General features: G+C 57.6%; 14 protein-coding genes and 1 tRNA gene. 7 read left to right on the top strand and 8 right to left on the bottom strand.

The features are described from left to right. Window positions 1-5: 5 nt before the first annotated feature. Genes AC56K1_RS09110 through mscL form a run of 3 tightly spaced genes read right to left on the bottom strand, consistent with a single transcriptional unit; the run spans window position 6 to window position 2,325 of the window. Complete coding sequence (locus tag AC56K1_RS09110; protein ID WP_497157519.1) at window positions 6-698, bottom strand: DUF2461 domain-containing protein; 693 nt, start codon at window positions 696-698, stop codon at window positions 6-8. 23 nt (window positions 699-721) lie between these two features. Then, window positions 722-1,879 (bottom strand): trypsin-like peptidase domain-containing protein, encoded by a 1,158-nt coding sequence (locus tag AC56K1_RS09105; protein ID WP_497157553.1) that lies wholly within the window; start codon window positions 1,877-1,879, stop codon window positions 722-724. Window positions 1,880-1,917: 38 nt separating this feature from the next. Beyond that, window positions 1,918-2,325: a large conductance mechanosensitive channel protein MscL gene (gene mscL, locus AC56K1_RS09100; RefSeq protein WP_497157552.1), complete on the bottom strand. Its 408-nt coding sequence runs from the start codon at window positions 2,323-2,325 to the stop codon at window positions 1,918-1,920. Window positions 2,326-2,551: 226 nt separating this feature from the next. On the opposite strand from mscL, the gene petA reads away from it, so the two are divergent. The 6 genes from petA (at window position 2,552) to AC56K1_RS09070 (ending at window position 6,813) form a co-directional block, all read left to right on the top strand. Beyond that, window positions 2,552-3,166 (top strand): ubiquinol-cytochrome c reductase iron-sulfur subunit, encoded by a 615-nt coding sequence (petA, locus tag AC56K1_RS09095; protein ID WP_497157518.1) that lies wholly within the window; start codon window positions 2,552-2,554, stop codon window positions 3,164-3,166. A gap of 1 nt (window position 3,167) precedes the next feature. Next, entirely contained in the window at window positions 3,168-4,583 is a 1,416-nt protein-coding gene (locus AC56K1_RS09090; protein WP_497157517.1) for a cytochrome b, read from the top strand. Between the two features lie 28 nt (window positions 4,584-4,611). Further along, window positions 4,612-5,376: a cytochrome c1 gene (locus AC56K1_RS09085; protein ID WP_497157516.1), complete on the top strand. Its 765-nt coding sequence runs from the start codon at window positions 4,612-4,614 to the stop codon at window positions 5,374-5,376. A gap of 99 nt (window positions 5,377-5,475) precedes the next feature. Further along, complete coding sequence (locus AC56K1_RS09080; RefSeq protein ID WP_171085447.1) at window positions 5,476-6,087, top strand: glutathione S-transferase N-terminal domain-containing protein; 612 nt, start codon at window positions 5,476-5,478, stop codon at window positions 6,085-6,087. A 138-nt stretch (window positions 6,088-6,225) separates the two neighbouring features. Beyond that, window positions 6,226-6,711, top strand: coding sequence for a ClpXP protease specificity-enhancing factor (locus tag AC56K1_RS09075; protein ID WP_497157515.1), 486 nt, complete (start codon window positions 6,226-6,228; stop codon window positions 6,709-6,711). 26 nt (window positions 6,712-6,737) lie between these two features. Continuing rightward, a tRNA-Thr gene (locus AC56K1_RS09070) sits at window positions 6,738-6,813 on the top strand. A gap of 606 nt (window positions 6,814-7,419) precedes the next feature. Here AC56K1_RS09070 and AC56K1_RS09065 read toward each other — a convergent pair. The 4 genes from AC56K1_RS09065 to AC56K1_RS09050 form a co-directional block, all read right to left on the bottom strand. Further along, window positions 7,420-7,602 carry a helix-turn-helix domain-containing protein gene (locus tag AC56K1_RS09065; RefSeq protein ID WP_497157514.1) on the bottom strand — a complete coding sequence of 61 codons (183 nt, stop codon included), beginning with the start codon at window positions 7,600-7,602 and terminating at the stop codon, window positions 7,420-7,422. A gap of 72 nt (window positions 7,603-7,674) precedes the next feature. Continuing rightward, the gene (locus tag AC56K1_RS09060; RefSeq protein ID WP_497157513.1) at window positions 7,675-7,848 is read right to left on the bottom strand and encodes a hypothetical protein; all 174 of its coding nucleotides are present in this window, start codon (window positions 7,846-7,848) and stop codon (window positions 7,675-7,677) included. A gap of 184 nt (window positions 7,849-8,032) precedes the next feature. Further along, on the bottom strand, window positions 8,033-8,470 hold the full coding sequence (locus tag AC56K1_RS09055) for a hypothetical protein (protein WP_497157512.1): 438 nt from the start codon (window positions 8,468-8,470) through the stop codon (window positions 8,033-8,035). 1,031 nt (window positions 8,471-9,501) lie between these two features. Continuing rightward, window positions 9,502-10,131, bottom strand: coding sequence for a hypothetical protein (locus AC56K1_RS09050; protein ID WP_497157511.1), 630 nt, complete (start codon window positions 10,129-10,131; stop codon window positions 9,502-9,504). 383 nt (window positions 10,132-10,514) lie between these two features. Between AC56K1_RS09050 and AC56K1_RS09045 the strand changes: the two genes are divergently transcribed. Continuing rightward, entirely contained in the window at window positions 10,515-10,619 is a 105-nt protein-coding gene (locus tag AC56K1_RS09045) for a DUF4224 domain-containing protein (protein ID WP_497157510.1), read from the top strand. Window positions 10,620-10,916: 297 nt separating this feature from the next. Here the strand turns inward: AC56K1_RS09045 and AC56K1_RS09040 are convergent, their stop codons facing one another. Continuing rightward, window positions 10,917-12,419, bottom strand: a complete 1,503-nt coding sequence (locus AC56K1_RS09040) for a hypothetical protein (protein WP_497157509.1) — start codon at window positions 12,417-12,419, stop codon at window positions 10,917-10,919. Between the last annotated feature and the right edge of the window lie 61 nt (window positions 12,420-12,480).

Below are 12,480 nucleotides of genomic sequence, written 5' to 3'. Positions count from 1 at the left end.
TTCTGTTATTCCGGCTCTTCGTGCTTCTCCGGCACCCCGCGCAGCCAGGTGACCAGCGCGAACGCGTCCTTCATGCCGCTGGCCAGTTGCGGCACCAGCAGTTCCGGCGCATTCAGCAGCAGCGGCACCTCGACCCAGACGAAAAAGCTCTTGAGCTTCAAGTATTCGACCAGCGGGTGATTCGGATCGACGCCCTTGGGGGGGCGCTGCAATTTATCTTCTTCCTGCAGGTCGCCGTAGGTAGACCGGAGATGCTTATTCTTCAACATTTTCGTGAAGCCTGTCGCATCGTTGACGAGGTGCTCGCGGATCGCCTTCAGGCGCGGCGCCGGCGGCAGGTACTCGCCGGCCCCGAACAGCAGGTTGCCGTTGGCCTCGATGTGGAAGTAATAGGTCGGCCCGCCGGCCGCACTCGGACGCCGCTTGTCGAGCGGGGCGATGCCGGCCGAGAAATGGGTTTTGTAGGGTCGCTTGTCCTTGGCGAAGCGCACGTCGCGGTGGATGCGGAACATCGCCTTCTTCGGATCGCAGCCTGCCACCTGTTTGTCGAAGGTCCCCAGCTCGCGGATCAGTTCGGTGAGAACGTCGAGGAATTCGGCGCGCAGGATGTCGTAGCGCGGCTTGTTCATGATGAACCAGGGACGGGTGTTGTTCTCGCTGAGCTCGCTTAAAAATTGCGTCAGGTCACGCAGGTGCATGCAAATTCCAAAAAAAAGAAAAATTACTGGGGCTGGCGCGGGCGCTTGCCCACGGTGACGGCAAGCGTGGACTCGCGGTTCCTGCGCATGATACGGAAGGGCGCCTTTTCGCCTGGTTCCAGTTGGGCGATGAGGTTGAGCATCTCGCTGGTATTGGCCACGGGCTTGCTGCCGACTGCCACCAGGATATCGCCCGGCTCGATGCCGGCGCGGTCGGCCGGGCCGCCGCGTACCACACCGGCGATGATGGCGCCGCTGTCGCGGCCCAGGCCGAAGCTCTGGGCCAGCTCGGGCGTGATGTCCTGGGATTCGATGCCGATCCAGCCGCGCACCACCGTACCGTGCTTGACGATCGAATCGAGCACGGTCTTCGCGGTGCTCACGGGAATAGCAAACCCGATGCCGACCGAGCCGCCGGTCTGGGAATAAATGGCCGAGTTAATCCCGAGCAGGTGGCCGTTGGTATCGACCAAGGCCCCGCCCGAGTTGCCGAAGTTGATGGCGGCGTCGGTCTGGATGAAATTCTCGAAGTGGTTGATGTGCAGGTTGTTGCGCCCCAGCGCCGAAATGATGCCCAAGGTGACGGTCTGGCCGACCCCGAACGGATTGCCGATGGCCAGCACCACGTCGCCCACGCGCGCGCGCTCCGGGTCGCCCAGCACCATCACCGGCAGGTTGCTGGCCGAAATGCGGATCACGGCCAGGTCGGTTTCCGGGTCGGTGCCGACGATGCGCGCCGGGATCTTGCGCCCGTCCACCAGGCCGACCTCGATGATGTCCGCGCCCTCGACCACGTGGTTATTGGTCAGGATAGTGCCGTCCGTGCTAACGATCACGCCCGAGCCGAGGCTGGCCAGCTGCTCGGCGGGCGGCATGCGGTCGCCGAAGAAACGGCGGAAAAAGGGGTCTTTCAGCAGCGGATGGGTCTCGCGCGAAGCCTTGCTGGTGAGGATGTTGACGACGGCCGGCATGGCGCGTCCGGCCGCCTCGCGGTAGCTGCCGCCCGCCGGCAGGACCGGCCCCTGCAGCACCGGCACGGCCTTGCCCGGCATGCTGCCGCTTCCGATCATGACCTGGGTCGGGGCCCGCGCTAGCCATTCGGGCCGCAAGGCAGCCACCACGAAATACAGTGCCAGCGCCACCGTGACGGTTTGCGCGAACAGCAGCCAGAGCCGCCGCAGCGGCCTGGCTGGCCGGATCTCATGGAGGGTGCCGTCTTTCACTTTCTCAGGGAGTCACGGATATCGCGCAAGAGCAGGATTTCCTCAGCCTCCACCGCGGTGATTTCGGCCGGCTTGCGGATACGGTTCACGATCCGCACCATTTGGAAGATGACAAACGCCAGCAGGATAAAGTTCAGGAGGACGGTCAGGAAATTCCCGTAAGCGAGTACGGCGCCGGCTTTCTGGGCCTCGACCAGCGGCAAGGTAGTACCCTGGCCGTTCAAAGGCACATAATAATTGGCGAAATCCAGGCCGCCCAACAACGCCCCGATCGGCGGCATGATGATGTCCTTGACCAGCGAATCGACGATGCGCCCGAATGCGCCCCCGATGATCACGCCGACAGCAAGATCGACGACGTTGCCACGTGTTACGAACGTTTTGAACTCGCCCATCATGCTCATGACCACACCTTTCATTATTATTGAGGCAAGGATGTCCATCATACCGTAAGCTACCGGGCGTGTATGCACGGCCTATAAAGAGCCCAAAAATGCTTCAAATTTCAAGCTTGTTGTGTCCGCTTGATAATTTTTTTCCAATCGGTATTGCCCTTCACATATAATTTTGTGTTGCTGGAAGCTCTTTACTAGATTCTTAAGGTTCGTATTTTCACGGAGTGGGGTTGGTATGAGTAACGAAAAACAGGTCGATTCAGGCCGACGCGGGCTGCTCGTCGCTACATGCGCAGCAGGTGGCGTCGTTGGAGTATCCACGGCGGGCGCTCTCGTCAGTACCTTCCAGCCATCCGAGCGTGCGAAAGCCGCCGGTGCTCCGGTCGAGGTCGACATCGCGGACGTCAAGCCGGGGGAAATGAAGGTCGTCGAATGGCGCGGCAAGCCGGTCTGGATCCTGCGCCGCACGCCGGAAATGATGGCCGCCCTCGAGAAGGATTCGGGCGATCTGGCCGATCCGAATTCCGAAAAAGAGTACCAGCTGCCGACACCGGCCTATGCCAAGAATCCCTACCGCGCGCGCGCCGAGCACAAGGAAGTGCTGGTCACGGTCGGTATCTGCTCCCACCTCGGCTGCTCGCCGTCGTCGCGCCTGGCAGCAGGCGCCCAGCCGAACCTGCCGGACAACTGGCCGGGCGGCTTCCTCTGCCCTTGCCACGGTTCGACCTTCGACCTGTCGGCCCGCGTGTTCAAGAACAAGCCGGCGCCGACCAACATGGATGTCCCACCGTACATGTATCTGTCCGATACCCGCATGGTGATCGGTAAAGACGAGAAAGGCGAGGCGTAACATGGCAGGCGCATTCAAAGAAACGACGCTCCCGGCGACCGCACCGGCCGGCCACAAGGCCCTGGCCTGGGTCGACGACCGCTTCCCGCTGTCCAAACTCTGGAACGACCAGTGGGGCAAGTACTACGCTCCGAAAAACTTCAATTTCTGGTACATCTTCGGCTCGCTGGCCATGCTGCTGCTGGTGCTGCAGATCATCACCGGCATCTTCCTGACCATGCACTACAAGCCGGACGCCAACCTGGCCTTCGGTTCGGTCGAATACATCATGCGCGAAGTACCGTGGGGCTGGCTGGTGCGCTACATGCACTCGACCGGCGCCTCGATGTTCTTCATCGTGGTCTACCTGCACATGGCGCGCGGCCTGATGTACGGCTCGTATCGCAAGCCACGTGAGCTGATCTGGATCTTCGGCTTCGCCATCTTCCTGTGCCTGATGGCGGAAGCCTTCTTCGGCTACCTGCTGCCATGGGGCCAGATGTCGTACTGGGGCGCGCAAGTGATCGTCAACCTGTTCGGCGCCATTCCGCTGATCGGTCCTGACCTGTCGCTGTGGATCCGCGGCGACTACGTCGTGTCGGACGCCACCCTGAACCGCTTCTTCGCCTTCCACGTCATCGCGCTGCCGCTGGTGCTGCTGGGCCTGGTTGCCGCCCACCTGATCGCGCTGCACGAAGTCGGCTCGAACAACCCGGACGGCATCGAGATCAAGGACAACCTGGGCCCGGACGGCCACCCGGTGGACGGCATCATGTCGCACCCGTACTACTCGGCGAAGGACTTCTTCGGCGTGTCGGTGTTCCTGCTCATTTTCTCGGCAATCGTGTTCTTCGCGCCTGAGATGGGTGGCTACTTCCTGGAGTACAACAACTTCCTGCCGGCCGATTCGATGAAGACGCCGTCGCACATCGCCCCGACCTGGTATTTCACGCCGTTCTACTCGGTGCTGCGCGCCACCACCGCCGACTTCATGTACGTGCTGATGGCAGCCGTGGCCGCCTACGTCGTGTTCATCTGGCTGAAGTCGCGCCTGGCTTACCGCACCAAGCTCATCATCGCCGTCATCGGCCTGGTGATCGTCATCGGCATGCTGCCGCAGGTGCTGGATGCGAAGTTCTGGGGCGTGGTGCTGTTCGGCTCGTCGGTGGTGATCATCGCCTTCCTGCCGTGGCTCGACCACTCGCCGGCACGCTCGATCCGCTACCGCCCGAACTGGCACAAGACCGTGTTCCTGCTGTTCGCAGTGATCTTCGTGGTGCTGGGCTACCTGGGTACCCAACTGCCGACGGCGACTTTCACGATCATCTCGCAAGTGGCGACCCTGCTGTACTTTGCGTTCTTCCTGTTGATGCCGTGGTGGAGCACGATGGGCCGGTTCAAGCCGGTTCCGACGCGCCTGACCTTCACGCCACACTAATCGAAGAACAAGAGCACAAGGACATCACATGAAATTCTTTGCGAAGAAACTGATCGCAGTCCTGGCGCTGGTGCCGGGACTGGTTTTTGCCTCCGAAGGCGGCTATCCGCTCGAGCCCGCGCCCGAGCGGGCCGACATGTCGTCGCTGCAGAACGGCGCCAAGCTGTTCGTCAACTACTGCCTGAACTGCCACTCGGCATCAAGCATGCGTTACAACCGCCTGCGCGACCTTGGTCTGACGGAAGAACAAATCAAAGCCAACCTGTTGTTTTCGCAAGACAAGGTCGGCGGCATGATGACGACCGCCATGCGCCCGGACGATGCCAAGGCATGGTTCGGCGCCATGCCGCCTGATTTGTCGGTGATCGCCCGCGCGAAATCGTCTCCGGCCGGCAGCGGCGCGGACTACCTGTACACCTACCTGCGCACTTTCTACGCCGACAGCGCACGCCCGACCGGCTGGAACAACATGGTCGTGCCGAACGTGGCCATGCCGCACGCCATGTGGCAAATGCAGGGCATCCGCACCGCCAAGTTCGAGGAAGTGGCCGATCCGCACGAGGCTGGCAAGAAGGTCCACAAGTTCACGGGCTTCGAGCAGGTCACGCCAGGCACGATGAGCCAGCAGGAATTCGACACCGCCACGGCTGACTTGGTTGCCTACTTGAGCTGGATGGCTGAGCCAGCGCAAGACACGCGCAAGAAGTTGGGCGCTATTGTGTTGTTATTCCTGTCCCTTTTCGCTTTCCTGGCCTGGCGCCTGAACGAATCGTACTGGAAAAACGTCAAGTAAATTCGCTTTCATTGCCCGGTTGGCTATAATACGGGCAATCATTTTTCGGGGTGAGTCGCTAGGCGCTTCACCCCTTTGTTTCTTAAGGAACTATAAACCATGATGGTTCTCTACTCCGGCACCACGTGCCCGTTCTCCCAACGCTGCCGCCTGGTCCTGTTCGAAAAGGGCATGGACTTCGAGGTGCGCGACGTCGACCTGTTTAACAAGCCGGAAGACATTTCGACCATGAACCCGTACGGCCAGGTGCCGATCCTGGTCGAGCGCGAACTGATCCTGTACGAATCGAACATCATCAACGAGTACATCGACGAGCGCTTCCCGCATCCGCAACTGATGCCGGCCGACCCGCTGATGCGCGCCCGTGCCCGCTTGATGCTGTTCAACTTCGAAAAAGAGCTGTTCGTCCACGTGCACGTGCTGGAAAGCGAGCGCAACAAGACGAACGACAAGAGCCACGACAAGGCCCGCACCGAAATCCGCGACCGCCTCACCACCCTGGCTCCGCTGTTCCTGAAGAACAAGTACATGCTGGGCGACGAGTTCTCGATGCTCGACGTCGCGATCGCCCCGCTGCTCTGGCGTCTGGACCACTACGGCATCGAACTGTCGAAGACCGCGGCCCCGCTGATGAAATACGCCGAGCGCATCTTCTCGCGCCCGGCCTATATCGAAGCGCTGACCCCGTCCGAAAAGGTCATGCGCCGTTAAATCGACGCACTGATGCGGCGTGGCGGGCTTGATGTCCGTCACGCCGCATCGCCGATCCGGTACACGCCAGTTTCGGACGCGCTCGAGGCGATTCCAGTAAACTGCGTGGACGAACAGTATTGTTATCAACCAGAACCAATGTCAGACATCTCCACCAAGCCCTACCTCCTGCGCGCCATCTACGAATGGTGCACGGACAGCGGCTACACCCCTTACCTCGCCGTCAAGGTCGACGCCGCCACGACGGTTCCGATGGAATACGTGCGCAAGGGTGAGATCATCCTGAACATCAGCTACGGCGCCACCTCGGGCCTGAAGATGGACAACGACGCGATCCATTTCCGCGCGCGCTTCAACGGCGTCTCGCGCGAGCTGTATATCCCGGTGCAGAACGTGCTGGCGATTTACGCGAACGAGAACGGCCAGGGGATGGCGTTCGAGGTGGGGGCGACGGCTTCCGAGTCGGTGTCTTCGGAGAGTGTCGAAGAAACGTCGGCGCCAGCCTTGTCGGCGGTGCCGGACAGGCAGCAGGCGGAAGCTTCGCTTGAATCGGCAGCGTCGCCAGATGACAACGATGAGCCGCCCAAGAAGGGTGGGCGTCCAACGCTGACCCGGATCAAGTAAGGTATAATTCTTGTCCTAAAGATCACGCCGGCTTAGCTCATTTGGTAGAGCAGTTGATTTGTAATCATCAGGTGGCCAGTTCGAAACCGGCAGCCGGCACCAGCATCCTCAAGCATTGAGCCCAGCCTTTTGGCTGGGCTAAGTGCTTTCTGAGCCTTATGTAGGGCTTGTGTAGGATTATGGCGAGTTCGCATATTCGTTGTAAGGACGAGCCTACAAAACTATGGCGTCCGGCATGCATACCCGCACTTGAGCTTCCCAAGCTTACGATGAGGGTTCGATTCCCTTCACCCGCTCCAGTGAAAAGCGGGGAAGTTTGCGTTTTCTCTGCAGTACCTAGATGGCTCCGCGCTTCGTATTCCAGTGACACGAACTTCGGCCCAATCGAACCGTAGCTTTCCCGCTTAAAGTCGCTCATAGCCCCCAACCTTCAATCGAACAAGATGCGTTGATGTTGTCAGGTTCGATCGGGCGTGGTTGCAAAATGCTTCCTGAGCTCGCATTGCGCATGCAGGGCGTGAGTTAGCTAAACCGGGTACCTAACAGCAGCGAACCTGTTAGGTGCAACTGATCACCTAACCACCGTTCAGCGCGGTTAGGTGATGGGTTCAAAGGGGGTCTCGACCCGTCACCTAATGGCAGGGTGGAGGTATTTTTACCCCGAGGTGATGATTCATTAGATCTGCAGCTGAGATAGGTTACTTTTCCTCATTTCATCACGATCCTTCCTGCGGCGATAATTCGGTCAAGGCTCTCCCCCGTAACCCGGGTGGCGCGAGCGCCGATCCGGACCAGCTCGAGCTCGCCGCGTGCGGCCATGCGATAGATCGTCGCCCGGCAGACGTCGAGGCGCTTCATCGCGTTGCTGATCTTGTGCAGTGTCTGGTCCATTCTGTCCTCCTCCAGTGTTGTTGACGCGCCGGCGCCGAAATGGCCCGGCCGACACTACCCTACAACGAGAGCTCAGCTACTGGACTGGACCAGGCGGAGCACCGGGGGCCTCGGAAAGATACCGGCGAAGATCTTGGCTACCTCGACCATCTGTGCATGCTTTTCTGGAGCCGTCCGTTTCAGAGCGCGCAGCATCTCGATTTCCAGCCGTGTGAGCTTATTGACGTCTGGGCTGTTGTGGTTCATTTGCCACCTCCCGTAATAGTCTTGATCAGGCGAAGCGAGGGGCGCTGACACGCCGGATGTGCGTCAGCCCAGGCCGTCGACATTCTGAGCATCTCGCCGCGCGCTCGCTGATCCATCAGCTGGAGGTTGCGGAGCACCTGGGCCTCCAGTGAGGAGAGCTTGCTTGCATCAATACCGTCCCCGTTCATGCTTCACCTCCGGCCAGTAGCAACAGGTCATCTGCGATCTCGTCTCCAAGCTGCGCACACGCGCGAAGGTTGTGGAGCTTGGCTGCCTCCGGGAGGATATTCATGGTCCCCAACAGCGAGCACATGGCATTGGCACGCGCTGTGACCTTCTCGATTGCCGCGGTGCGATCCTCAGGCGACCCGAAAAGCACCTTCGCGGCCTCCTCAAATCCTCGCTCCCATTCGGCCAGCAAGTGATCGAACTCTTCGCGAGTGGCGTCATTCGCGCAAAAGTCGCAGCCGCGACCGGTCTCGAAAAAGGAGGTGATGGTAGCTCGGGCGTCGTCGCGCCTTGCTTGAATGGTTGGCGTCTTGGAGCTCGGGCCGCTCCATTCAAGAGCACATTCGCGACCTGCGGCGCGTGCCTTCTGTTCCGGTGAGAGGTACCTCATCATGACCGGCCTCCCTTGATTAGCCTGCAGGGGGCCGGTACGTGGGCACTCTGGGCCGGGCTGTCGTTGGTGGCGGCAAGCATCAGCGAGACAGGGCGCCGCGCAGGGAACGCTTTCGCCATTGCATCGAGCACGAGGAGCATCTCGGCCTGCTTGCGCGGCTCCATGGCGCGAAGCGCGGCAAGGGAGCGTTGTTCAAGACGGGAATTTGGGGTTGGAGTAGCGCCAGGCATGTGAACCTCCTTTGTCAGCGGTTAGGACCGCAGTCCCGTCGCCAAACGGGGAGAGCGGCAAGTGGCGAGGTTGGCGAACCGGCGACAAAGGCAACCGGCATACCCGAAGGTATCCCCACCACCGCCGCTCATAGGAGATGCAGTGGCCGGACGAAAAAAAGCCGCCTGACAGCGGTTGTCCGCCCTTGTCTATTAGAGTCGCCAAACTCGTTCCCCTTTTTCTCGGGGACGTATTCAGATTACGGCAGGAAGATTTTTTCGTCAAGCGATCGACAACCGTACGCACTACCTCTTAAGAGCTAGTCTTGCGACATGCAGGAGCCCCCTTCGTGGCGCAGCACTAGCGAATTGTTAGGTGGCAGTGCTGAGAGGTGGCGGCAAGCGCGATGCCTCTAAGACAGGAATCAATTCCCAGGCGATGAGATTGCCATTTGGTAGCACGACATCCTCTCCTGTAAGGATACTCTGTGCGAATGCCTGCACGACATCAGCATTGACGCTGCGGCCTAAAACCGCCTGCTCGTCCCGAGCGCAATACCAGATCCCACCCAAGGGTTCCCATCTCGTATTGCTGACGTGGACTGGATAGAACGCGCCGATGGGTCTCCCATGGTCTTGGGCTCGACTTCCAAAGACCAAATGAATGGCCGCGGTTAGCGGGAAAAGAACGCCTTCGATATTCCGTCTGTGCTGGGGAAGTGGTCTGTAGGCCATGATGATCGAGTTCTCGATAATTTACGCTGCTGGGTGTCTTCAGACATTTGAAGCCGGTTTGGATTGGTATTCAGACGATGTGCGCGGCTACGTCTTCAGCCCAGCAGATGAGAGGATCTTTGCTTCGATTACACCTTTCGTCATGCATGCCGGCTGAGTGGATGTCGGCGCCGAGGGGCTCTTTGTCGAGAAGTCGATAGCTCCAGACGTTTGGCCAACCGTATTGCCGTTGAGTGCAGTGAGCGTCGTTCGGACGTCTAGGATGTACTTTGTGTTAACGACGACGCTTGTGCTCGTACCTTCGGGTGCAACATAGATATTGGTCCGGCCGTCCAACTTGGTTATGCGATTGACGTCGACGGGCTGTCCCAGAGTGGTCGCCGTACGGTAATTGACGGAATCAGCCGTCGCATACTGAGTCGTGCCGTCAGCGAACATGCTGTTCGACGATCGAGCGGTACGACCGCAGTCAACAAAGTCAGATGGACGAGTGCTGCTGAAGGAGATATTGATGAGACGCGAGTTCTTGTCAATATTGTTGATCACAAAGAAATCGCTGCTGAGTTCGCGTACCAATTGATCCCAAACCGCATCAAAAGGCCGATCCACCTTTGCTGAGTTGACAACGCCAACCGCGGTAGGCGGGTTGTAATTCATCGAAGTTGCGCATCCGGAAGCCAAGCATACAGCTGTTACAGCTACTGCCCAGTTTTTCATTTTTCTCTCCGACAGCGGCATCGGTGCGTGCCGTTCGCTCACTAATATTACGCCTGAGCCTGTCACGGAGAGTAGGAAAAAACCTGTGAGTGGCGGTTACCCAACAAAGGCAAAATGGCTAGCTCTAAATGTTAAATCGAAACAATGGCGCGGCGCAAAAACACTATTGGCCGCAGCCAGCCCGCTGGAGCATGTTTAGCGCCAAAGGCCAACCTAGTGTTTTTTGGCAGTCGAAGTCGGCGATCTTTCAAAGTGTCAGTTATTAAGAAATACGCTCTCCCATCGGAAGCCCGGCTGTCCTAAGCGGCGTTGAGCATGGTCCCAAACGCAGGTTGCCACATAGGTCGCCAAGAAAATGCAGCCCTTTTTATTTAGGAGATCCCATGTCTGACACATTCCTCACCAAGGAAGAGCTGGTCACTCTCACAGCCCGGAAGTACAAGCGGCAGCAGATCGAGCAGTTGCGGAAGATGGGCATCCCGTTTTGAGTCAACGCGATCCATGCGCCAGTCGTCCCGCGCTCGGCCATTGATGGACCGTCAAAAACCGTCACGCTGCCGAAGCCGAAGTGGGAGCCGAAAGACTAGATCTTCCTCATCGCTCAGAGACATTATGCCTTTTTCTCAGCAATCAAACGAAGGGCTCAGCCAGCTCGCATAAATACAGCAACCCATGTGTCTTCCTAAGCTGACTGCAGCCACGAGTAACTTCGCGTTGCCAAGCTCAATTGCAGCTAACGAACAAACTCAGACCACTGCTCGTAACTCTAGCGAAAGCATGTATATCTAAGGTACTGCATAACTAACGTCAACTATCATCCTAGTTAGGTTTGTTGAAATAAATCCGTTATGCAGCGCTCCAATGGTGTCGCCGTGCTCAGAAAAATTAATCGTGTTTCTATCCGTTCGAACGTTCCATAGCTGTTTAGGGAACACAGAAATCTTTGCTGGAGCTAAGCGTGCGGAGTAAAAGTGCACACTTTGGTAGTCGTACTTCACCCCGCTTAATTCTTCGCGCGGCCCGTCGATCATTGGGTAAGCCAAAGTCACGATTTGCTCTATTGGGATGGAAAAATTGAAACTTCCGATTGAAAGCGGCGGATAGCTTGAAGGCGCACTAGAAAATCCGAGTCTCGCCGCCTGATCCCTACTTTTCGGCCAAGGCTGTGCTTCAGCGATCTGCTCATTTTGGAGGTCATGTGTTACATATCGGGAAAAATGTCCGATAGCAATCTTACCTCGTTCTGTATTCGAGCACGACGGAATTAATTTTATTGATGCACCAAGCGAATACGGACCACGAGTAGCTCCATCATCTGCACTGGTCACATTTAACCACGTTGGAACCGAAAGTTGCGCTCCTATTTCTGGCGTTGCAGCGGCTTTGTCGAAACAGTCAGCACTAATTGCCGAGTTCACCGTTATGATAGTTGTGCCAGTGCCTAATGGTTGTCGGGGCGTGTGAATGCCAGGATTAAGAAAATCATCGAGAAAGGCAATACTCAATATACGACCACCCAAAGAATGTCCAATGACAACCAACTTGCTGTCAGGATTTGCTGCTTTTACCTTTGCTGCGATATCTTTAAGGTCGACACGCAATCCGTTTCCTGAGCTTGGACCGGTAGCCAATCGATCAGCTGCCCGAGCGCGATCACCTATAGAAAGGACATTTAGAATTTTTGAACCACGAACAGATTCGCCTTGCCAGCCAACGTAAATGCCCAATACTTTAGGCATCACTCCTTTCTTATTAAGAAGATGTCTGCGCTCTAGTTGATCAACAAATCGCCCCATCAGAAAATCGAAAGCTCCTGCGTTCGTACCAGGAGCATCTGTAGAATCATCTGCGTTGTTATGCCAGCCATGAACATATACGACCGCATAAAGCGGCTGGCCCGTAGCGGAAAGTGCATTCAAACGATTGATTATTGCGCGCTTCTGCTCGCCATCAAACTTATCATTAGTGCTGCTGGAGTACTCAAGCCATGCTCGATGATAAGACACGGTGCGCCATTTTGATGGATTAGTGCCGGTAAGATCTGCTTTCCATCCATGGCGTTCGACAAGAACATTTCTTACCTCTACAGCCCTAGCTAGTTGTTCGCTAGTGCAAGGAGGCGTCTCGCAAACGGGATGATAAGAGATGTTAGGAACGCTGGAGCAGGATGCCTGGACGAAACAAAAAAGTAGAGCCGTAAGCAAGCGAAAGCTTCTCATAGTTTGCCCCGTCAGTTTGTCATTGCTGTACGTTACTGCGATATTCGTCGATGCTGAAAAGTCTGCCACATCTCTCAATCGAGCAACGATCTCTCGTTGGAGATAGATTCGGCTGTCTCAGAGCATTGAG

Source organism: Telluria sp. ZB4P37 (assembly GCF_059685855.1).
The sequence above is the reverse complement of the archived record's forward strand: the minus strand, read 5'-3'. Positions and strand labels throughout refer to the sequence as shown.